6 protein-coding genes and 1 CRISPR repeat array are annotated in these 25,360 nt (G+C 38.5%); of the genes, 1 reads left to right on the top strand and 5 read right to left on the bottom strand.

From position 1 onward, the window contains the following. Positions 1–166 precede the first annotated feature (166 nt). From VB796_RS22935 to VB796_RS22915, 5 genes are all read right to left on the bottom strand, one after another. Positions 167–1,384 (bottom strand): topoisomerase C-terminal repeat-containing protein, encoded by a 1,218-nt coding sequence (locus VB796_RS22935; protein ID WP_323348933.1) that lies wholly within the window; start codon positions 1,382–1,384, stop codon positions 167–169. 74 nt (positions 1,385–1,458) lie between these two features. Then, positions 1,459–2,616 (bottom strand): hypothetical protein, encoded by a 1,158-nt coding sequence (locus VB796_RS22930; protein WP_323348932.1) that lies wholly within the window; start codon positions 2,614–2,616, stop codon positions 1,459–1,461. After that, complete coding sequence (locus VB796_RS22925) at positions 2,604–3,098, bottom strand: hypothetical protein (RefSeq protein ID WP_323348931.1); 495 nt, start codon at positions 3,096–3,098, stop codon at positions 2,604–2,606. Before VB796_RS22925 ends, VB796_RS22930 begins: the two co-directional genes overlap by 13 nt. A gap of 45 nt (positions 3,099–3,143) precedes the next feature. After that, the gene (locus tag VB796_RS22920) at positions 3,144–4,265 is read right to left on the bottom strand and encodes a hypothetical protein (protein ID WP_323348930.1); all 1,122 of its coding nucleotides are present in this window, start codon (positions 4,263–4,265) and stop codon (positions 3,144–3,146) included. Between the two features lie 16 nt (positions 4,266–4,281). Continuing rightward, positions 4,282–4,749, bottom strand: coding sequence for a hypothetical protein (locus VB796_RS22915; protein WP_323348929.1), 468 nt, complete (start codon positions 4,747–4,749; stop codon positions 4,282–4,284). 66 nt (positions 4,750–4,815) lie between these two features. Between VB796_RS22915 and VB796_RS22910 the strand changes: the two genes are divergently transcribed. After that, entirely contained in the window at positions 4,816–5,388 is a 573-nt protein-coding gene (locus VB796_RS22910) for a M23 family metallopeptidase (RefSeq protein ID WP_323348928.1), read from the top strand. 77 nt (positions 5,389–5,465) lie between these two features. Then, a CRISPR array of direct repeats spans positions 5,466–25,183; the repeat unit is 37 nt; unit sequence GTTTCAATCCATTTATGCCATCATGTGGCGTTGGAAT. Positions 25,184–25,360: the final 177 nt, after the last annotated feature.

Below are 25,360 nucleotides of genomic sequence, written 5' to 3'. Positions count from 1 at the left end.
TTGAAATGGATGCGGTAATCGAAGGAAAAGTCGTAAGGAGGTCAGACATTTTCCTACAAAATAAATACAATTAAACCACTTCATCAAACCAGTCATTTTTTCTTAACTAAACGACATTGCATTTACCACTATTAACTGTTTACTGCTAACTGCCCACTGTCAACTGTTAAACTCCCATTTTCTTTTGCTTTATCTCTTTCTTTTCTTCGGTTGGGGAAGCATTGAGAGGGTTTTTTAAGACATTTGAATTAGCAGTTAGATGGATAGAAGGCGTTTGTCTAAACCGATGGCTCAGTTGATAATAAGACTTATCTTTGAGATTAATCACTGTTTTTTGCTGAATCTCTTGACTGCTTATATTGGTACTTGGTTTATTAAACGCAATTCCTTTTTCTTTAGAGAGTTGAATATTGGCATCAAAGACTTCCCCCTTTTTACTGGTCATTCCTTGAATGTAAAGTTCTTCGCCCGTGCGTAAGTATTGTATTTGTGCTTGGGTAAGACTTACGCCTAAAATGGTTTTTGGGGTAGTATAAGGAACGATTTCAAGGGAATCTTTTTCTTTGTCGAGCTTGATATAAGCATCATAATATTTGTCCTTATTTTTTGAATATAAATCCGTGAGCATCAGCGTTTCGCCTTTTTCTAAACGATTTATCTGTTCATCACTTAATTCTTTGCCTGCTAATAATTTAGGAATACCCGTTGGTTTTTGAAAAGAGAGTTCCAATTTACTGGCATCAATGGTTACAATGGCATCAAAAGGAGCATTGGGTTGTTTAGGATTAACTAAACCCGTCAATAAAACCGATTTGCCATCTAAAATGGCGGTTTTTTCTTCCTGACTTAGTGTAACACCCATGACCTCATCTTTTAATTTAAAGCGGTCAATGCTCATGGTGGCGATAATATTCAAATCTTTATCAACCGATAAATACTTGGGTTTAGCAACGCCATTTTGGTCCACATAGATAATACGGTTCAAATGTCCTGCATCTTTCAGATGAGCAATGTCTTCCTGAGAAAGGTGTTCTTTTAAATACTGAGGAATTTCAAGGGTTTGCTTTTTATCCAAGAAAACTAAGTTTAATTCATTCGGAGTCTCCGCTGGGCGGCACTCCGCTTTAGGTGGTAGTAGTTTAAATTTCCCTTCTCGTTCATAATACATCGGAACATCATCTTCGATTTTGTAATCGGTGTATTTAAGCAGAGAAGAAGGTTTTCCATAACGAAGATTGATAGCTTCTTGGGCTAAGTCTATGACCTCACCGTACTCATTTTTACTTTTAAGGAAGACTTTGGCGGTATCCCCTAAGATTTTGAGTAAGAGGTCAGAAATTTTTGAAATATCCTCAATATGTTTTTCAGCATTGAATTGACTCATAATTTGAAAGATTAATTATCTAAATATTGGTATTTATTTGAAGAATTATAATTAATAATTTATTTGCTATTGTGTCAAACTTCAACGGGTGATTTATTGGAAGTGTTCCCGTTTTGAGAAGAGGGTCTATCATTATCTGATGGATTAGGGATAACACCTTTAATGGCACTCAAACCTTTATACGCTAAAGCTCCCATCGCACCAGCCGCCATTGTGCCTGAAACTGGAGAAGAACTCATGCCACCGCTTACACCTGTAATAATGTTGCCGACTAAACTTGGCGTGTTAATGACCGCATAACAGCCCACAATGGTCACGCCAATACTGAGAAAAATAGGCACCCAATCCATCGTTTGTATTACCTCAATACCTGTCAAACCAGTAGCGTTATTGACAGAGCCAGCCACTGTTTTACTGGCTTCTACGGTAGCTTTTGCAAATTTCAATAAGACATCATAAGCATTTTGGTCAGAAATATTTTTTAAACGGTAAGCAATCGCTAAAGACATATTAGCCACAGGATACCAAAGAAGTTTGGATACATAATTTGAATAAAAAGCCTTCCAATTATCCCCAAAAGGGTGAAAAATGGATAATCCAATGGAAATGGGACCAAACGCCATAATGATGGCTAAGTTGATATTTTGCATGACCAAAATACCTAAGTAACTCACAATCAAACAAAAATTAATGATTTTGCTTAAAATCATTAAGAGTAATCCTAAAATATAGGAAGAAGACGTATAAAGCTCTACTTTTTGAATAAAGATTTTGAGTTGCATAACGATACTATTAACCTCATTAGAAACTCTTGCAAAAACACCGTCTTCTTCTTCCTCATTGCTTGGCGTAGGCGAGTTAGCGGTTAAATAAATCTGTTCTAAATCCTTTTCGTATTTTTTTTCAATCGTTTCATTCTGTTGCATATAAGAAATTGCCCAGCCCTCCGTAGCGGAATAGGTGGGAGAAACTAAGAAATCACATAATGAAAGGATAGGATTGTAAAAAAGTAGCAGTAAAGAAATGAATAAAGGTTTTACCCAACCTTGTAAATGGTTAGATAGTCCATCTCTTTCGCCCGTAGCCATGACTTTCATCGCATCAATGATAATCCAGATAATAGCTCCTGAAGCTAATATCATTCTTCCTACCGATAAGAAAGGGCTAAAAGCATCTTTAATGTCGGTAGTAATGGTGTTTATTTCGGTGATGATACTGTTTATATCTGCCATTGTGGTTGTTGTTTTTTAAAGTAATAGACACGTCGATTTAAGTTTGAATCTTCAAATCCTAAGGTTAAAGAAGTTCCACCGTCCGTGATATTTAAACCGAAATCTTGAAATTTTAGGTGTTTTTGAGATTGCTCATTGAAATACTCAATATTGTAATAAAATGGTTTCTGCTCGTCGCTATTTTCAAAACCTTTGAGATTGGTGATGATAGAGACGACCCCTGGCTTTCCTGTAAATCCGTTTAGGGCATCTGCCATTTCATTCGTATTTTCTTTGATACCTTTATTGATAAACTTCAAAGAAACGGCTTGACTAATTGGTATCTCTTTCTTGTTTAGGGTTAGTCTAACAAGTTGATAATCAATATTGCTAATTGATTCAAGGGCTTCTTGCGTGGTTTTAGCTCTCGCTAAGCCAGATTTCTTTTGGCAAGAGTTGTAAAGGAATATACTGAATGCTACTACGATTAAGTGTATTTTCATGATGTTGGTAGATTGAAGGTTAAATAAAAATAAAATAGGAATGACTTACTCTTTATCAAAATTCATCATTTTGGTATTGTCCATTGCTCCAGAGTTCATATAGAAACCAGCGGTTGAAAACTTACTTTCATCGACATATTTTTTGAGGTCGTATTGAGATTTTATGGCAATGAGTTCTTGTTCTAAAAGAGCAATTTGATAATCCACTACGTCTAAGTTTTTAAAGGCTTTAGTGGCAAAATCAATTCTTTGAGCATCTGACAATCTTCCCATAGGTGCTTTAATTTTGATTTCTTGTCCTTTCCCTTTTTCAGAAGAATTACTTCCAAAAATGCCCCCAAATGCACCATCTAAGCCCAAAGTATTACTAACCGAGCCAAAGATTGACTCTTGAAATGATGAGCTTAAATCATCAATTTGGTCATTAAGCGTTGATTGTTGCCAGTTAAGATAATTGAGCATATCATTTTTAGCTGCATCAGGAATGTCTAATTCATCCACATTGGCTTTTGCTTTTTCTATGGCTGTTATTTTTTGATTGATGGCACCAATTTTTTGGTTAAATTCTTTTTGTAAAGCTTTGGTATTTGTACTATTTCCCAAACCCGAACTTATTGGGGTACTTGAATCATGAGAGCCATTAGTATTATCAATAGAATTGTCTGTTCCTCCATTATTGTCAACGGTGTTGGTGAAATCGGCAAAAAGCAAATCAGCTTCCTGAATAGCTTCTGATAGGGCATTAAACCTTTTGATATACGCATCATTTCTCACAGGACTTAAAATGGATAGAATGTTATTTTGGTAAAATACTTTTACACGTCCTAAGTAGAGCAGTAGCTTATAGTTTTTGCCTCTCACATTCAAATTTTGGTAGTAAGACTTGTATAAAGTAGAAGGAGAATTTTCATAATTAAATTCTGCCATATCTAAGTTTAAATTAGTCTTCACGGTACTATTTGTACCAATGACATCGGCAGTGGTTTGACTTTCTGTTTTTAATTGAGAATTGGCAATTTCCTTTTGGTCGCCACTCAATTTAGATTCTATTTTCTGCTGAATGACTTGCATAATATTCTGTGCAAGATTGGAGGGGTCAATGACGGTCGAATAGCTATTTTTAGCTAAACAAAAGATGGCAATAAGGGTGAAAATGATTTTTTTCATGACTATTTTGTTTTAATTAATTGAAAATAAGTTTGACGATTAAATAAGCGTTACTAAGCATAAAAACACTGGGGAAGATGAAGTTTTGTAAGAAATAAGTAATATCTTGACCTGTTAGGTTAGCTATTTTTTGGCTTGGTTTCTTGTCAAGAATTTTGACAATTATTTGCTTGAGACGATTTAGGTAATCACGCCAGTCTATAAAACTCTTTTGATAAAATTTAGAGACCACAAGTATTACCAATCCGATTTGAAATACCAATAGGAAGAAGAACAGAAATAAACCATTCATTGAATTTGGCATTACTTCGTAAAAACTGGAGACAACATAAAAATAGAATAAGCTATACGGCTGTTTTATAAACCTATGATGACTTACTGAGCCATAAAAAGGTATTTTCTTAGTTCCTAAATCTCCATTGAGAATCATGGCAATCAAAAGAATAATAACAGAAGTCAAAATATTAGAAGAAAAAACAATCATTTTATTTATATTTTTGTGACAAATATAAATAAAATGATAAATATAAATAATTATTAATATATAAATATGAAACTATACTACGTGATTTCTTTCATAATACTATTACAATTTGAGGACGGATACTCACAAAATCAGATAGGAGAGGGGCAAATGGAGGCTGTTTTTGAAGGCTTGAATACAAAAGCTTTGATGAATATATTGACTTCATCAGAAACCACAAACAATGATTTACAAAAGCTATTAGAATTCAAAATTCCTATTTATCATCCTTTGTTAAAGTCTTGTAAAATCAACTCCACTTTTGGGAAGCGAATACACCCCATTTTAAAAAAAGTGAAGTTCCATACAGGGATTGATTTGAAAACATCATTAAATCAATCGGTGTATGCAACAGCAGACGGCGAAGTGATTGAAATTGGCTGTCAAGCTGGTTTAGGCAATTTTATCAAAATCAAACATTTATTGGGATTTGAGACAATTTACGGACACTTGAATAACATCAACGTAGCCATAAATGACAAAGTTTATCAAGGGCAAACGATTGGTTTTTGTGGGAGTACGGGCAGTTCAACGGGGGTGCATTTGCACTATTCGGTATTGAGGTTTAAAGGGTTTATTAATCCGTTGTGGGTGATGTAGGAGAGAGGGATAGCAAAAAAATACCACAAACGTAAGGAGCCGTTTAAAATAGTTTATGTTATATTCGGTACTTTCGTATTTCAATCCATTTATGCCAACTTGTGGCGTTGGAATTGGTTGTTCGTTCCTGATTTCTTTATATCTACTCATTTGTTTCAATCCATTTATGCCAACTGGTGGCGTTGGAATTGTTTGCTTTTACAAGCGGGTATGTTTTTGCGGTTTCCTTCAATTGAGTTTCAATCCATTTATGCCAACTGGTGGCGTTGGAATTTGCAAGTCCCCCGTTTGAAGCCGTCGCCCATTGTTTGTTTCAATCCATTTATGCCAACTGGTGGCGTTGGAATGTTTACGGCAAACAAACAAGATGCAATTTTGCCTTGTATGTTTCAATCCATTTATGCCAACTGGTGGCGTTGGAATTATCGTTAGGTTCTTTGTTTGCTTTGTACTTACGTCGTTTCAATCCATTTATGCCAACTGGTGGCGTTGGAATCTCGATGAATTTCAACTGAAATGTCTCATTACTTGCGTTTCAATCCATTTATGCCAACTGGTGGCGTTGGAATATTATAGAGGTACAAAAGATGCAGGAACGGGTTGGGTGAGTTTCAATCCATTTATGCCAACTGGTGGCGTTGGAATCAGAAAAAGCCTACAATGAGGCTTTTTTGTTTCAGGTTTCAATCCATTTATGCCAACTGGTGGCGTTGGAATTTCTTTTAAAACTACCATTTCCTTAAATGTTAATAGTGTTTCAATCCATTTATGCCAACTGGTGGCGTTGGAATCGAGATACGGCAAAAGTTCTATGAGAATAACAGGCAGTTTCAATCCATTTATGCCAACTGGTGGCGTTGGAATAAGAACGGTTAACTCCGCAATTGATGTATCAATTTCAGTTTCAATCCATTTATGCCAACTGGTGGCGTTGGAATTTAGCCATTGTAATATTTAATTATTGTGAAAAATTTGTTTCAATCCATTTATGCCAACTGGTGGCGTTGGAATTTGACGAGAAACCGCCTGTTATGATGGACGAAGGTTGTTTCAATCCATTTATGCCAACTGGTGGCGTTGGAATAACGTTGAGTTACTGAAGTTTCAGTAGCTTTTGTTGCGTTTCAATCCATTTATGCCAACTGGTGGCGTTGGAATATTCACGGTCATAATGCAAAAATCTTAACGCTTGATTCGGTTTCAATCCATTTATGCCAACTGGTGGCGTTGGAATATAATTCATTTGCTTTGTCCGCTAAACGGCTTACTACGTTTCAATCCATTTATGCCAACTGGTGGCGTTGGAATAGCTTCAAAAACCTTGTCTTCTCGACAATATTTTGACGTTTCAATCCATTTATGCCAACTGGTGGCGTTGGAATAGCTTCAAAAACCTTGTCTTCTCGACAATATTTTGACGTTTCAATCCATTTATGCCAACTGGTGGCGTTGGAATTATACACTACCTAAAACTTAAACAGTACCTCAGCTTGTTTCAATCCATTTATGCCAACTGGTGGCGTTGGAATGGATTCTACGCTAACTCATTTCTCTGCTAATGATGGAGTTTCAATCCATTTATGCCAACTGGTGGCGTTGGAATACCGCTGAATCCTCTTTCGTAGAAAGGAATTGCAGAAAGTTTCAATCCATTTATGCCAACTGGTGGCGTTGGAATAGCTCTTTCGATATTTCTTGTGTTAAGCTCATAAGAAGTTTCAATCCATTTATGCCAACTGGTGGCGTTGGAATATTACAGGTGCGTAACCTGTATTCCTTAGTAGATTTCGTTTCAATCCATTTATGCCAACTGGTGGCGTTGGAATAAAATATTTCTGCTTATCCATTGCTCACCTCCTTACGTTTCAATCCATTTATGCCAACTGGTGGCGTTGGAATAGATACTGTTGTTGCTTAGCTGGATCATTTTTGTTGTGTTTCAATCCATTTATGCCAACTGGTGGCGTTGGAATCGTACAAGAGTTTCTTGTCTTTTTTCGTGGGTGTTGTCTGTTTCAATCCATTTATGCCAACTGGTGGCGTTGGAATCCTGCTACGTCCGTAAGTGCATAATCCTTGATTTTCTTGGTTTCAATCCATTTATGCCAACTGGTGGCGTTGGAATTTTTATCGTCCTGATAAAAGACTGCATCTCGTAGTTGTTTCAATCCATTTATGCCAACTGGTGGCGTTGGAATTAGCTTTTCGGGATTTTGCTCAAAGAAGGTCAACTTGGTCAACTTGTTTCAATCCATTTATGCCAACTGGTGGCGTTGGAATAACAGATACTTGACAGTCTGACCCGTTTCCACTTTGGTTTCAATCCATTTATGCCAACTGGTGGCGTTGGAATAAGGCTCTGAGACAATAGCGGTGCAAAAATCAGCAGGTTTCAATCCATTTATGCCAACTGGTGGCGTTGGAATAATTCCGACAAAACTTTTTTCAAAAATCCAACAGTGTTTCAATCCATTTATGCCAACTGGTGGCGTTGGAATCTTTCGTCAGTTCAGAAAAGCAGAGGAATATTACTCGTTTCAATCCATTTATGCCAACTGGTGGCGTTGGAATAGCCTGTAAAAAAGGAGGTTGCGAAGAAAGTAATTGGTTTCAATCCATTTATGCCAACTGGTGGCGTTGGAATCTGCTTTGCCATGTTGGCAGTTGCCTGAATCACCTGAGTTTCAATCCATTTATGCCAACTGGTGGCGTTGGAATAGCTTCTAACACTGGACAAGGTGGAACGGGTGACCCGTTTCAATCCATTTATGCCAACTGGTGGCGTTGGAATATTGATACTATCAACACGGAGCGATTGCGACTATACGAGTTTCAATCCATTTATGCCAACTGGTGGCGTTGGAATGCCTGTGGGCAGACAAACCGTTTATTACATTGGCTGTTTCAATCCATTTATGCCAACTGGTGGCGTTGGAATAGAATAACCCTAATCTCTGGTTAGGGTTATATTTCAAGTTTCAATCCATTTATGCCAACTGGTGGCGTTGGAATTTTTAAACCCTCAAACAAGCAAACAATGATAACGTACTGTTTCAATCCATTTATGCCAACTGGTGGCGTTGGAATGACTTGACAAAGATATTAAGTTACTTAATAATGAAGGTTTCAATCCATTTATGCCAACTGGTGGCGTTGGAATGAATTTCACCCGTAGCAATATGATTATCTGTGATTCGTTTCAATCCATTTATGCCAACTGGTGGCGTTGGAATTTTCTAATCCTTCATGCGTAGCAGTCAGACACAATTGGTGTTTCAATCCATTTATGCCAACTGGTGGCGTTGGAATATATGCTCCCATTTAATTAATTAGATTTAGAGGATTTGTTTCAATCCATTTATGCCAACTGGTGGCGTTGGAATTCAATGGTAAGATCCTGTCCAGATAAACGATATTTTTGTTTCAATCCATTTATGCCAACTGGTGGCGTTGGAATAGTTCGGGTAAATGATGACTGGGATAAGTTTGCACTGTTTCAATCCATTTATGCCAACTGGTGGCGTTGGAATATCCCACCTAAAAAACTGCCTATGGCTGATAGCATGATTGTTTCAATCCATTTATGCCAACTGGTGGCGTTGGAATTTGTTCTTTGAGCTCAGTTTGTTTGAACTGAATTAATCGTTTCAATCCATTTATGCCAACTGGTGGCGTTGGAATTGGCTAACACTCAAAAAGAGATGGGTACGCTAACGGTGTTTCAATCCATTTATGCCAACTGGTGGCGTTGGAATATTTTTAATAAAATAAGTGAGGTACAGATAATTATTGGTTTCAATCCATTTATGCCAACTGGTGGCGTTGGAATTTCAAGTCTAAAAACCATGTACGAAACATTCACAAAAATGTTTCAATCCATTTATGCCAACTGGTGGCGTTGGAATAAAATAAAATGAATCCTTCTTGGGAGGTATTATCGTGTTTCAATCCATTTATGCCAACTGGTGGCGTTGGAATTTTTTGCAAATCTCTGTTCATCAACTTCGATAAATCTCAGTTTCAATCCATTTATGCCAACTGGTGGCGTTGGAATATTTTTGTTTCGGTTGAATTAATGGTAAATCCTTCAAGTTTCAATCCATTTATGCCAACTGGTGGCGTTGGAATAAGAATAGCGGTTTAGCATAGTTTCAGCGTGAATCGAGTTTCAATCCATTTATGCCAACTGGTGGCGTTGGAATACGATATTAATAATTGAAGTAGTGGAGAAAGTTCTTTGTTTCAATCCATTTATGCCAACTGGTGGCGTTGGAATCATCGGAATTAACCTGTTTTAATTTATCTTGTAATGAGTTTCAATCCATTTATGCCAACTGGTGGCGTTGGAATAGGACAGATTTAACATTTTGGGAAAATTGGTTAATAGTTTCAATCCATTTATGCCAACTGGTGGCGTTGGAATTTGTTTACTACGCCTTAGTTCCAGAAACCAACGCAGCCAGTTTCAATCCATTTATGCCAACTGGTGGCGTTGGAATAAATTAAAAAATTATGAACTTGACCACAAGATTAGGTTTCAATCCATTTATGCCAACTGGTGGCGTTGGAATGAGGTGCTGAAACGTTTAATGAAGAATGAATTTTGTGTTTCAATCCATTTATGCCAACTGGTGGCGTTGGAATTACATAATGGGTAAGGCTCAAAGTTTTTTTCATAGTGTTTCAATCCATTTATGCCAACTGGTGGCGTTGGAATCGTACAAAGAGTTTTATTCGGGCGGAAAATCAGAAGCGTTTCAATCCATTTATGCCAACTGGTGGCGTTGGAATTTGTTTTTGAAAAAAATGCTCTGGTAGTGTTTTGGAGTTTCAATCCATTTATGCCAACTGGTGGCGTTGGAATAGAGATGATAATACGTTGTGAAGACTTGGCCAGGCGGTTTCAATCCATTTATGCCAACTGGTGGCGTTGGAATTTCCTGATGTTCTAATTTCGTCAATCCCTGTTTTTTTGGTTTCAATCCATTTATGCCAACTGGTGGCGTTGGAATAATATTGGAAAACTGTTATAGGAGAATCAGGCACGTGTTTCAATCCATTTATGCCAACTGGTGGCGTTGGAATTTTTTGTTTTTGACATTTTTATATTTATTTTAATTGTTGTTTCAATCCATTTATGCCAACTGGTGGCGTTGGAATTTTGAAGTGTCTTTTCAAAAGGGACAATGTATTTTTCGTTTCAATCCATTTATGCCAACTGGTGGCGTTGGAATAAAATCACGTGGGTCTGACGTGATTTTTCTTTTTGCAGTTTCAATCCATTTATGCCAACTGGTGGCGTTGGAATACGCCAGTAGGACATACCAAGAAAATTTCGGGATTATGTTTCAATCCATTTATGCCAACTGGTGGCGTTGGAATATGATTTATTACTGGAGCATAACCCAGCAGGGCAAATGTTTCAATCCATTTATGCCAACTGGTGGCGTTGGAATAAGAAAGTGGGCGTACTCCTATTTGCCGTTTTCTTGTTTCAATCCATTTATGCCATCATGTGGCGTTGGAATTTTGGTCGTTCCTCCCGACACTTCAAGGAAATTTTTTGTTTCAATCCATTTATGCCATCATGTGGCGTTGGAATTTGATGTATTTGCCTCGGTTTGAATTGATTTGTACGTGTTTCAATCCATTTATGCCATCATGTGGCGTTGGAATACCGCACAGGTACGGCTGGATATTGCTTATCAGGTAGTTTCAATCCATTTATGCCATCATGTGGCGTTGGAATCCGTGATGGAGCAACACCATCAAGGCAAAGAAATTGAGAGTTTCAATCCATTTATGCCATCATGTGGCGTTGGAATATTAATCACCATCGGGGAGAATAACGGATTATTGGCTTGGTTTCAATCCATTTATGCCATCATGTGGCGTTGGAATTTAACCGCAAGCAATTGTTCTAATACCGTTGATTGGTAGTTTCAATCCATTTATGCCATCATGTGGCGTTGGAATAGGCGAAGAAATCTATTACGATAACGAGAATACAACGTGTTTCAATCCATTTATGCCATCATGTGGCGTTGGAATCGCATCAGCGGGCGACTACGGAGTGCGTGCAGGCGGTTTCAATCCATTTATGCCATCATGTGGCGTTGGAATGAACTTATCAGTAATTTCTACGGTAGTATTTCGACCGGTTTCAATCCATTTATGCCATCATGTGGCGTTGGAATTTGCCAGCATCTTTCGACAAAAGCAGTTTAAGCACTGTTTCAATCCATTTATGCCATCATGTGGCGTTGGAATATGCTTGGTTTTGATAAGAGCCGTTCAGTAGTAGTCGAGTTTCAATCCATTTATGCCATCATGTGGCGTTGGAATGTTCGTTAATACCCCCCGTCGCAAGGTTGCCTAAACCGTTTCAATCCATTTATGCCATCATGTGGCGTTGGAATGCTTGGATTGGCTTTTCTCACAGAGCATGGCACGACTTGTTTCAATCCATTTATGCCATCATGTGGCGTTGGAATGAAAGTAATGATGGAAATATTTTTCTGTCGAAAGATAATCGTTTCAATCCATTTATGCCATCATGTGGCGTTGGAATATGAAAATACTGACTATGGGGCGTTTTTGTATTATTGTTTCAATCCATTTATGCCATCATGTGGCGTTGGAATAATAGGTTAGAAGAAATCCGTCTTGATATTGAGAATGTTGTTTCAATCCATTTATGCCATCATGTGGCGTTGGAATGCTTGCAACGGTTGGCATTAGTAATGATTCATTGATGTTTCAATCCATTTATGCCATCATGTGGCGTTGGAATATGAAAACGTTGCAAACCCTTCATGGTATTACGAATGTTTCAATCCATTTATGCCATCATGTGGCGTTGGAATTTAGTTGTGAAAGTCCGCAATGGTTTAGCATCACCAGTTTCAATCCATTTATGCCATCATGTGGCGTTGGAATATCCCGATGCAGGTATCCACGATTGGGCAACGGTGCAGTTTCAATCCATTTATGCCATCATGTGGCGTTGGAATTTTTTATAGATATATTCTCCATTTCGATACACAGTGTTAGTTTCAATCCATTTATGCCATCATGTGGCGTTGGAATTTCATTATTGCCAATGCTTCTTTGTATGGCATAATGTGTTTCAATCCATTTATGCCATCATGTGGCGTTGGAATAATTAATCAACTACCGAATGTCTCATGGGCATTGTGGTTTCAATCCATTTATGCCATCATGTGGCGTTGGAATTAATCCCGATTGAGATTATACAAAAAGTCTGAGGTTGTTTCAATCCATTTATGCCATCATGTGGCGTTGGAATATGATATTGAAAAGGCTTTTCAACATTCAGACTGGTGTTTCAATCCATTTATGCCATCATGTGGCGTTGGAATTAGTAAAACAAACCATTGATGAAAATGACTCTCGGTTGTTTCAATCCATTTATGCCATCATGTGGCGTTGGAATGAGCTACCAATAAATCACCACATACTTATGAGGGTTGTTTCAATCCATTTATGCCATCATGTGGCGTTGGAATAAATACCGCCTGATGTTCTCCAAGAAACCGTATCTTTGTTTCAATCCATTTATGCCATCATGTGGCGTTGGAATAAATACCGCCTGATGTTCTCCAAGAAACCGTATCTTTGTTTCAATCCATTTATGCCATCATGTGGCGTTGGAATAAATACCCGCATTTTGGTCGTAGAATAGTAACACTGTTTCAATCCATTTATGCCATCATGTGGCGTTGGAATGCAACTATGACGGATGGTCAGTTCTTTATGGTGGTTGTTTCAATCCATTTATGCCATCATGTGGCGTTGGAATTGAAAAATTTGATGTTGTAAAATTATCAATTGAAAGGTTTCAATCCATTTATGCCATCATGTGGCGTTGGAATCCTCTCTTCGGCTTCCACTCAATTCACCTCTACCCCTGTTTCAATCCATTTATGCCATCATGTGGCGTTGGAATATCGCCTGCGGTAAGGCACTGCAGGCGACTTCACAGCGTTTCAATCCATTTATGCCATCATGTGGCGTTGGAATAATATGAAATTGAATAATATGAGCAAAGCGAAATTTGGTTTCAATCCATTTATGCCATCATGTGGCGTTGGAATAATATATAATCAATTAGAACTACTTAGCCATGAAACAGTTTCAATCCATTTATGCCATCATGTGGCGTTGGAATGGCTAATTGTGTACTTCCGATTGGTACAACATTTCCGGTTTCAATCCATTTATGCCATCATGTGGCGTTGGAATAAAGTGTAGTTTTTGTAGGAAACAGTAGGGTTTAGTTGTTTCAATCCATTTATGCCATCATGTGGCGTTGGAATAAATGAACCGCTTTCAGCATCCACAGCGGTTACAATTCGTGTTTCAATCCATTTATGCCATCATGTGGCGTTGGAATGTCTGACTGACAACATTCAATCCGTTTCAGTCTGGTCGTTTCAATCCATTTATGCCATCATGTGGCGTTGGAATGTCTTTTGCTTGATAGCCTTGCGGCAACAAAGTTTGTTTCAATCCATTTATGCCATCATGTGGCGTTGGAATTTACTAATTTGAAATCCATCTTTGACAAAAAATTGCCGTTTCAATCCATTTATGCTATCATGTGGCGTTGGAATATTAGTAATTGAGTTTTAGCCTAATAAGGCGTTCAAGTTTCAATCCATTTATGCCATCATGTGGCGTTGGAATGTTTTCCCCGTTGTGGCGGTTTCTACCTGAGTTACGTTTCAATCCATTTATGCCATCATGTGGCGTTGGAATCATGTTTTTTCTTTGTGAGAGAACTTTGTTCCATATTGTTTCAATCCATTTATGCCATCATGTGGCGTTGGAATTTATCTGCCATTGCTTTGTGAATTACTAAATTTATTGGTTTCAATCCATTTATGCCATAATGTGGCGTTGGAATTGTACCGTAAGCCCAAATGTCAGTCATTGTCGGACGTGTTTCAATCCATTTATGCCATCATGTGGCGTTGGAATAATATTGCAGATACTAAAAGTATGACATTCGTACAAGTTTCAATCCATTTATGCCATCATGTGGCGTTGGAATAAATTTTAGATATTTCCCGAAGAAGACTTAAAACCCGTTTCAATCCATTTATGCCATCATGTGGCGTTGGAATGAATGCTTCAGGTGCATGGACGGCTACGATTGCGACTGTTTCAATCCATTTATGCCATCATGTGGCGTTGGAATGCTTGATGCAGTTGAAAGAGCATCTAAGTCGCCCGAGTTTCAATCTATTTATGCCATCATGTGGCGTTGGAATTTGTGTCACTCGTGAAGTCTCCATCTTCAAAAGCTTGTTTCAATCCATTTATGCCATCATGTGGCGTTGGAATGGGTTTTCCGTTTCTGGTATTTGCCTTGCCTACATTGGTTTCAATCCATTTATGCCATCATGTGGCGTTGGAATGAATCCTCCTTTTGTGGTGCTATTCGCACCTGAAGAAGTTTCAATCCATTTATGCCATCATGTGGCGTTGGAATTTGAAATTATACGTATGCAGAAGGACCAGAAGCGTAGTTTCAATCCATTTATGCCATCATGTGGCGTTGGAATTCTTCTCGAAAAACTGCGGTGGACGATATGTTTAATGGTTTCAATCCATTTATGCCATCATGTGGCGTTGGAATCATCGTAGTGTTATTCTTATATCGAATGACACACTTGTTTCAATCCATTTATGCCATCATGTGGCGTTGGAATCAAAACACGAATAATCCGTTCCACTCCATGTTTTTGGTTTCAATCCATTTATGCCATCATGTGGCGTTGGAATTTGGCGTTGATGCCAACGGTTTTTAAGGCTCAAACGGTGTTTCAATCCATTTATGCCATCATGTGGCGTTGGAATGTTCTTTTACTCTTGCCAATCTGTTCCACATAATTAGTTTCAATCCATTTATGCCATCATGTGGCGTTGGAATAAAATTGGCATCCGTACAAAGAACTATCCAGCGGTTGTTTCAATCCATTTATGCCATCATGTGGCGTTGGAATAATAAAGAAGAACAGACAGTCGAATACCAAAACCCGTTTCAATCCATTTATGCCATCATGTGGCGTTGGAATCTCGTAAACCCTTTACTATAAGGCATTTACGGAGGTTTGTTTCAATCCATTTATGCCATCATGTGGCGTTGGAATACAAAACCCCTAACCGTCCAACAGTAGCGAAGCCGCCGTTTCAATCCATTTATGCCATCATGTGGCGTTGGAATAAGGAAGAAAGCTTTTACTTTTGGCATTTTGGATTAGTTTCAATCCATTTATGCCATCATGTGGCGTTGGAATTCTCTGTGATATTCTTAGTTGTGTGTTGGCAATCAAGTTTCAATCCATTTATGCCATCATGTGGCGTTGGAATTGAAGAAGGTTTCGATAATGAAAAAGGTTGGGTCAAGAAAAGTTTCAATCCATTTATGCCATCATGTGGCGTTGGAATCCCTTTACTTTTTGTTACTCTGAGGGAATCGAACCCGTTTCAATCCATTTATGCCATCATGTGGCGTTGGAATCCCTCCCAATCAGGAGGGGGATTCTGTCTTACCTCTTGTTTCAATCCATTTATGCCATCATGTGGCGTTGGAATATAACACCATATTTTACAGGGACTACCAACACAGAAGTTTCAATCCATTTATGCCATCATGTGGCGTTGGAATACAAGAAACTATCTCGTATTTTGTCTAAGTCCTCAGGGTTTCAATCCATTTATGCCATCATGTGGCGTTGGAATACACCCGATTTTCAAGGAATCTTAGGAAATATCGTGTTTCAATCCATTTATGCCATCATGTGGCGTTGGAATTTGGGGCTTTTGTTGGAAAACAATCCGACAAAGATTCTTGTTTCAATCCATTTATGCCATCATGTGGCGTTGGAATACCTACACCGTGAACTTAATGAGCTTTGGACAAAAAGTTTCAATCCATTTATGCCATCATGTGGCGTTGGAATGTGCCAATTTCTCAGCCGCCAAATCATCCGACATTTTGTTTCAATCCATTTATGCCATCATGTGGCGTTGGAATAAACTGCTCCGACTGTAACTGAACACTTTCAAGCAGGGTTTCAATCCATTTATGCCATCATGTGGCGTTGGAATCTTATTGAAAGCAGAAACCGAAAAGGCTGCACTCGTTTCAATCCATTTATGCCATCATGTGGCGTTGGAATATGATAACTATATCGTGCTTAGTAATCCACTTGCAAGCCCGTTTCAATCCATTTATGCCATCATGTGGCGTTGGAATAGCTTTCGAGTTCGTGCATTTACCTGTGTTCTACTGGTTTCAATCCATTTATGCCATCATGTGGCGTTGGAATAAAGCTCCTTAATAGAAATCCTCATTCAATTTATAAGTTTCAATCCATTTATGCCATCATGTGGCGTTGGAATTAAACCAATTACAAAAGGAGTACACAGAGCGAAGAAAGTTTCAATCCATTTATGCCATCATGTGGCGTTGGAATTTCTTTGTCTGTATAGGCTCTTGTATGAACCTTTGAAGTTTCAATCCATTTATGCCATCATGTGGCGTTGGAATTGTACTCTTCCCATGTCCAGACTGTCCGTATATCATGTTTCAATCCATTTATGCCATCATGTGGCGTTGGAATTAAAAGGACAAGGAGCGTACAGTTATGCAGACACCAGTTTCAATCCATTTATGCCATCATGTGGCGTTGGAATTTGTATTTCCAATACCACTAAAGCCGCTGATTTTGAGTTTCAATCCATTTATGCCATCATGTGGCGTTGGAATATCACAACGAATGGAATAGACCGAAATCGGGAATGGGTTTCAATCCATTTATGCCATCATGTGGCGTTGGAATACCCGTAAGGGCTTCTACTACTGCTTCATCAATGGTGTTTCAATCCATTTATGCCATCATGTGGCGTTGGAATAATTTCAAGCCTGTATCTGAGGTTTTAGAACCTCAAGAAGTTTCAATCCATTTATGCCATCATGTGGCGTTGGAATATTTTTAATTCAATGGTAGATGCCCTCAACTTCATGAGTTTCAATCCATTTATGCCATCATGTGGCGTTGGAATATCACCATTTCTTTGCGAGTTCCCCAGAAGTTTTGAGTTTCAATCCATTTATGCCATCATGTGGCGTTGGAATTAAATGTTGCCACAGGTGCAATATGTTCAACGGAATGTTTCAATCCATTTATGCCATCATGTGGCGTTGGAATTTGTAGAAATTCCCGAATATCCCGAAATACCATTTTTGTAGTTTCAATCCATTTATGCCATCATGTGGCGTTGGAATTCGTGAAACTTGGGGCTTCAATCTTTTTCAGTTTTCCGAGTTTCAATCCATTTATGCCATCATGTGGCGTTGGAATATTTGCAGGGAGAACGGCTGGACGTTTTGAAAATGGGGTTTCAATCCATTTATGCCATCATGTGGCGTTGGAATAAAGCAAAATTCTGATTTATCCGAAAAACGTCCCTTTTGTTTCAATCCATTTATGCCATCATGTGGCGTTGGAATATTTATGTCCCCTTTTTCTCTCAATATCCTTTATTTTGGGTTTCAATCCATTTATGCCATCATGTGGCGTTGGAATTTGTAATATACCCAAAAACTGTATTTCTGCTTGTGCGTCGTTTCAATCCATTTATGCCATCATGTGGCGTTGGAATTTATGTCCCCTTTTTCTCTCAATATCCTTTATTTTGGGTTTCAATCCATTTATGCCATCATGTGGCGTTGGAATTAACTCAATGAGTGAACTATCAGAAAGAGTAACCACGGTTTCAATCCATTTATGCCATCATGTGGCGTTGGAATTGGTTTGTTTTGGTTGAGACCAGGAGGAAGGATTAAGTTTCAATCCATTTATGCCATCATGTGGCGTTGGAATTTGGACACGACTACGCTGTAAGGAATGTAACCTATCGTTTCAATCCATTTATGCCATCATGTGGCGTTGGAATGGTGTATAGTAACGAAGTTCATCAAAGCCGTTTACCCGGTTTCAATCCATTTATGCCATCATGTGGCGTTGGAATGTTTTTCCCGAAAGAGCAGTTACAGATTGAGCCATGAAGTTTCAATCCATTTATGCCATCATGTGGCGTTGGAATGCAGATTTCTGTTTGTAATCTCTATTCCGACTTTATCGTTTCAATCCATTTATGCCATCATGTGGCGTTGGAATCCGTCAAATCAACCCCATTGCTTTCTGCTTCTCGCCAGTTTCAATCCATTTATGCCATCATGTGGCGTTGGAATTCGTAATCCTGTGGCAAGTATCTCATGCCCACGTAGCGTTTCAATCCATTTATGCCATCATGTGGCGTTGGAATTTCTGAAATTAGTTATAATGGTGGAACAACTTATAGGTTTCAATCCATTTATGCCATCATGTGGCGTTGGAATATTGGTATCGGTTTTAGTATCGGTAGGGAGTGGGGGTTTCAATCCATTTATGCCATCATGTGGCGTTGGAATTCATGTTGACGATATGTTGAAGCGGTTTTTTACGAAGTTTCAATCCATTTATGCCATCATGTGGCGTTGGAATTAGTGGAACACAAAGGAGGAACGCAAAACCATACAGGGGTTTCAATCCATTTATGCCATCATGTGGCGTTGGAATAAGGCATAGTTTTTTGAGGATACATTGATTGTGGGTGTTTCAATCCATTTATGCCATCATGTGGCGTTGGAATTTCTTTCTGCTATAATCCCCCAACCAATATCTTTTAGTTTCAATCCATTTATGCCATCATGTGGCGTTGGAATTTTTGGGTTTGGGTGTAATGGTATTTCAAAGTCCTCAAGTTTCAATCCATTTATGCCATCATGTGGCGTTGGAATAACCCCTCTGAATTGTTTTTTGAGGCGAAAATGATAGTTTCAATCCATTTATGCCATCATGTGGCGTTGGAATACATTAAGTGTAGTTGTATTCTCGAAATTGAGAGCGTGTTTCAATCCATTTATGCCATCATGTGGCGTTGGAATATTTTAAAAGTATAGTCTTAGCATATAAGGTGTATATTAGTTTCAATCCATTTATGCCATCATGTGGCGTTGGAATAAAACTTGCTTTGCAGATGTTCCAAAGAGATTATTGTTTCAATCCATTTATGCCATCATGTGGCGTTGGAATGAACCCGTCCGAAAATTTCGCAACAAACGAAAATGAGTTTCAATCCATTTATGCCATCATGTGGCGTTGGAATTACTGGAGATTCCATGTTACGTTTGTTTCTGGGTAGTTTCAATCCATTTATGCCATCATGTGGCGTTGGAATTCAAGGTTTTGCGTCTGGAGACTTCACCGCTAAGCCAGTTTCAATCCATTTATGCCATCATGTGGCGTTGGAATTATTGTTGGTTATTGTCTTCGTTATCGTGCCACTTTTGTTTCAATCCATTTATGCCATCATGTGGCGTTGGAATTCTCCAATGCAATTAATGAATGTGATGGCAATGAATGGTTTCAATCCATTTATGCCATCATGTGGCGTTGGAATTTTATATAGCTTATAATATCATCTTGGGACAATTCATGTTTCAATCCATTTATGCCATCATGTGGCGTTGGAATATTGGGAGATACTGAAAAAATGGAGAATCGACGTTAAGAGTTTCAATCCATTTATGCCATCATGTGGCGTTGGAATAGTAGTGATGGCAGCTTAGACTATCAACCCCTATTTAGTTTCAATCCATTTATGCCATCATGTGGCGTTGGAATATCACTGAGACGGACGGAACAGAACGCATCGTACCCTGTTTCAATCCATTTATGCCATCATGTGGCGTTGGAATGTACACATTTAAAAAATCATCTTGAGAAATAGGGAAGTTTCAATCCATTTATGCCATCATGTGGCGTTGGAATTCGCAGAGGTGGGTTCTGAAATCTTCAATTTCGATGGTTTCAATCCATTTATGCCATCATGTGGCGTTGGAATCAATCTCAAGCCCAGACGTTCCTCCTTTTGATAGTTGTTTCAATCCATTTATGCCATCATGTGGCGTTGGAATTCTTTAATGTATCGTATGTTTGCCATTGAAGCGTCTGGTTTCAATCCATTTATGCCATCATGTGGCGTTGGAATGCAAAACGCCCTATTGCGAAGAATGTATGCGAAACGAGTTTCAATCCATTTATGCCATCATGTGGCGTTGGAATGTCTGATTTGTGTGGTTGGCGGTCTGAATAATACATGTTTCAATCCATTTATGCCATCATGTGGCGTTGGAATGCCTTCATTCCAAATTTGAAATGATACGTCTTACCATGTTTCAATCCATTTATGCCATCATGTGGCGTTGGAATTTGGAAGGGAAAGTAGAAACGGCTCGTAGCTTAGAGGCATGTTTCAATCCATTTATGCCATCATGTGGCGTTGGAATTTTCTTATCTCCTCTAATGCTTTTGTCTTTACGATGTTTCAATCCATTTATGCCATCATGTGGCGTTGGAATGCTACTAATATCATATCCGATGAATTTAAGCGATACCTGTTTCAATCCATTTATGCCATCATGTGGCGTTGGAATAATGTTTCAGACTGGGGGATTTTATCCCCCAATTCGTTTCAATCCATTTATGCCATCATGTGGCGTTGGAATATTAACTTTTTGCCTTGCTTCGCTCTCTGTCTGAGCAGTTTCAATCCATTTATGCCATCATGTGGCGTTGGAATAAGTATGAATCCTGTATGGACAACCATCGGGATTGTTGTTTCAATCCATTTATGCCATCATGTGGCGTTGGAATCAGACGCAATGAAAGATTATAATTCACAATTTGAACAAGTTTCAATCCATTTATGCCATCATGTGGCGTTGGAATGTGAAAGTAATGCAGGAACAAGAAACCTGTTTTCAACTGGTTTCAATCCATTTATGCCATCATGTGGCGTTGGAATAAATAATCTGCTGATTAGTGAGGGGAATGTGCCTGAGTTTCAATCCATTTATGCCATCATGTGGCGTTGGAATATTAGTAAGAACAAGCCTGTCACTACCGAAGTCCTGTTTCAATCCATTTATGCCATCATGTGGCGTTGGAATTTCCCTTGCAACTCGCTCCCAACACTACTGTCTGCGGGGTTTCAATCCATTTATGCCATCATGTGGCGTTGGAATGCAAAACGCCCTATTGCGAAGAATGTATGCGAAACGAGTTTCAATCCATTTATGCCATCATGTGGCGTTGGAATGTCTGATTTGTGTGGTTGGCGGTCTGAATAATACATGTTTCAATCCATTTATGCCATCATGTGGCGTTGGAATGCCTTCATTCCAAATTTGAAATGATACGTCTTACCATGTTTCAATCCATTTATGCCATCATGTGGCGTTGGAATTTGGAAGGGAAAGTAGAAACGGCTCGTAGCTTAGAGGCATGTTTCAATCCATTTATGCCATCATGTGGCGTTGGAATTTTCTTATCTCCTCTAATGCTTTTGTCTTTACGATGTTTCAATCCATTTATGCCATCATGTGGCGTTGGAATGCTACTAATATCATATCCGATGAATTTAAGCGATACCTGTTTCAATCCATTTATGCCATCATGTGGCGTTGGAATAATGTTTCAGACTGGGGGATTTTATCCCCCAATTCGTTTCAATCCATTTATGCCATCATGTGGCGTTGGAATATTAACTTTTTGCCTTGCTTCGCTCTCTGTCTGAGCAGTTTCAATCCATTTATGCCATCATGTGGCGTTGGAATTAAATTGGGGTTTTCTCGGTATCTCCGATAATTTCTTAGGTTTCAATCCATTTATGCCATCATGTGGCGTTGGAATACCTTACCAAGCTAACAGGTATTTACCAGAAATTTCGTTTCAATCCATTTATGCCATCATGTGGCGTTGGAATATCATTGAAGAGCCTGAGACGATTGTTATACAAGCTGTTTCAATCCATTTATGCCATCATGTGGCGTTGGAATAGTGAATGCACCAATATCAAACCCATATTCTCTATGTTTCAATCCATTTATGCCATCATGTGGCGTTGGAATTTGTGTAACGGTTGGTCTTACGCCTTCATCTAATGCCCCGTTTCAATCCATTTATGCCATCATGTGGCGTTGGAATTTCTTCTCGTTGATAATCAATAAGCCTCTATTTGCATGTTTCAATCCATTTATGCCATCATGTGGCGTTGGAATTTTTATTGGGCCACAAGGACGGTTACTACCTTGAATTGTTTCAATCCATTTATGCCATCATGTGGCGTTGGAATTGATATTGTCAATTGTTGCCGTCATTCTTGCATTACGCCTTGAATTGTTTCAATCCATTTATGCCATCATGTGGCGTTGGAATTGTAGGTCGGTTCTTAGTTGTGAAATTAGCTAACTGGTTTCAATCCATTTATGCCATCATGTGGCGTTGGAATTATACTTTTAAGCAGTACCATACCGATAATTTTAAGGTTTCAATCCATTTATGCCATCATGTGGCGTTGGAATGGGCTTTATTTTGGGCGTTTCAAAATTTGACTTGTTGTTTCAATCCATTTATGCCATCATGTGGCGTTGGAATTTTGAGCGTTAGTAGTTTGTAGTGCTACGAATAACAAAAGTTTCAATCCATTTATGCCATCATGTGGCGTTGGAATTAGAATTAATAAGGCTTTTGCAGATACTGATTTTGAGTTTCAATCCATTTATGCCATCATGTGGCGTTGGAATTTTTTGATTTGGCAATTGTTGACCCTCCGTATGGAAGTTTCAATCCATTTATGCCATCATGTGGCGTTGGAATAACAGATTAGAAATTATTTTATTGAAAATCAACATTGTTTCAATCCATTTATGCCATCATGTGGCGTTGGAATACTCCGCCTAAACTTGTACAACTTATTGAACAATTTGTTTCAATCCATTTATGCCATCATGTGGCGTTGGAATTTTTGGAGAAAAAAGCCCAATAATTGCTGAATCAAATTTGTTTCAATCCATTTATGCCATCATGTGGCGTTGGAATCCCTTACCAACTCGACACCAATATCGGTCTTTGCCAGTTTCAATCCATTTATGCCATCATGTGGCGTTGGAATGATACGGCAGTTGAAACGGGGCTTTATGCTGACGGGTTTCAATCCATTTATGCCATCATGTGGCGTTGGAATGCGTTTCAACAGGTATTGTTTTTAGGTAGTTAGTGCGTTTCAATCCATTTATGCCATCATGTGGCGTTGGAATGAGAGGTTAGAATAATATCAAAACCGCACGGATATTTGTTTCAATCCATTTATGCCATCATGTGGCGTTGGAATTAGTGTCTTGTATGTTGGGCATGGATTTGACCGACATGTTTCAATCCATTTATGCCATCATGTGGCGTTGGAATCTCCGTGAACCCACACCTGTTTTTATTCAAGGCATTCGTTTCAATCCATTTATGCCATCATGTGGCGTTGGAATAGAGTGCCGACCAGGTGTTTTTATCTGGGAAAATGTGTTTCAATCCATTTATGCCATCATGTGGCGTTGGAATAAATCATTCAAATTGAATGTGCCAATTTTCAAGGGCCGTTTCAATCCATTTATGCCATCATGTGGCGTTGGAATGTCAATAAATCAACTTTATCAACAATAGTAGAGAACGTGTTTCAATCCATTTATGCCATCATGTGGCGTTGGAATTAGAATTAATAAGGCTTTTGCAGATACTGATTTCTAGTTTCAATCCATTTATGCCATCATGTGGCGTTGGAATAACACAGATAAACTACTATCTGTATCGGAGGCAGCACGTTTCAATCCATTTATGCCATCATGTGGCGTTGGAATTTCCCCTTTAGTATTCTTAGAAATATGTTCATTGATGGTTTCAATCCATTTATGCCATCATGTGGCGTTGGAATTGGCGTTGGATTTGACTTTAACGAGGTCTTATTTTGCTGTTTCAATCCATTTATGCCATCATGTGGCGTTGGAATAAAGCCGTTTCTGAAAAGGAACGGCTTTTTTGTTATCCCGTTTCAATCCATTTATGCCATCATGTGGCGTTGGAATTTTGTCCTGACTTAACTCTGAAAGCAGTTCCTGCAGGGTTTCAATCCATTTATGCCATCATGTGGCGTTGGAATCCAACCTTCCTATGAAGGTTGTGGATTACATAGAAGGTTTCAATCCATTTATGCCATCATGTGGCGTTGGAATGATAATTTTTTACTGAAGTATTATGAAGAGAGTAATTTGTTTCAATCCATTTATGCCATCATGTGGCGTTGGAATAGGCATAGTTTTTTGAGGATACATTTCAAATGTGGGTGTTTCAATCCATTTATGCCATCATGTGGCGTTGGAATAAAATTAGACATTGTTTCTCAGTTTGAGATTGATGTGTTTCAATCCATTTATGCCATCATGTGGCGTTGGAATACTATTAGATGAATTCACAGGTAACTGGTCAAAATATTAGTTTCAATCCATTTATGCCATCATGTGGCGTTGGAATTATAATTCGGATTTACTTATACTTTTGCCATTAAGGCGTTTCAATCCATTTATGCCATCATGTGGCGTTGGAATGTGGTTACGAACATCCGCTCCCAGCTTCGATAACTGTTTCAATCCATTTATGCCATCATGTGGCGTTGGAATTGTTGCAATAATTTCTTTAATCCGTTGACCGATGTGCAGTTTCAATCCATTTATGCCATCATGTGGCGTTGGAATATTCACCGATACAGAGGAAAAGCTTAGTGCTTTATTATGTTTCAATCCATTTATGCCATCATGTGGCGTTGGAATAGCAGTTCGTCAATACACTGAATTAAGATTATCTTTGTTTCAATCCATTTATGCCATCTGGGGTGGTCTATTTTTGGTTTACACTTTTTGCGAGTTTTTATTGTTTAATATTTACATTTTTTTGCTATTTTTTTCAAACCATTGCATTTCAAAATCAAGTGGGAATTCGTATTTTAA

The sequence above is a fragment of the Arcicella sp. LKC2W genome, from assembly GCF_034931005.1.
In the GTDB taxonomy this organism is placed as follows: domain Bacteria; phylum Bacteroidota; class Bacteroidia; order Cytophagales; family Spirosomataceae; genus Arcicella.
This window is presented reverse-complemented; position numbering and strand designations above follow the sequence as displayed.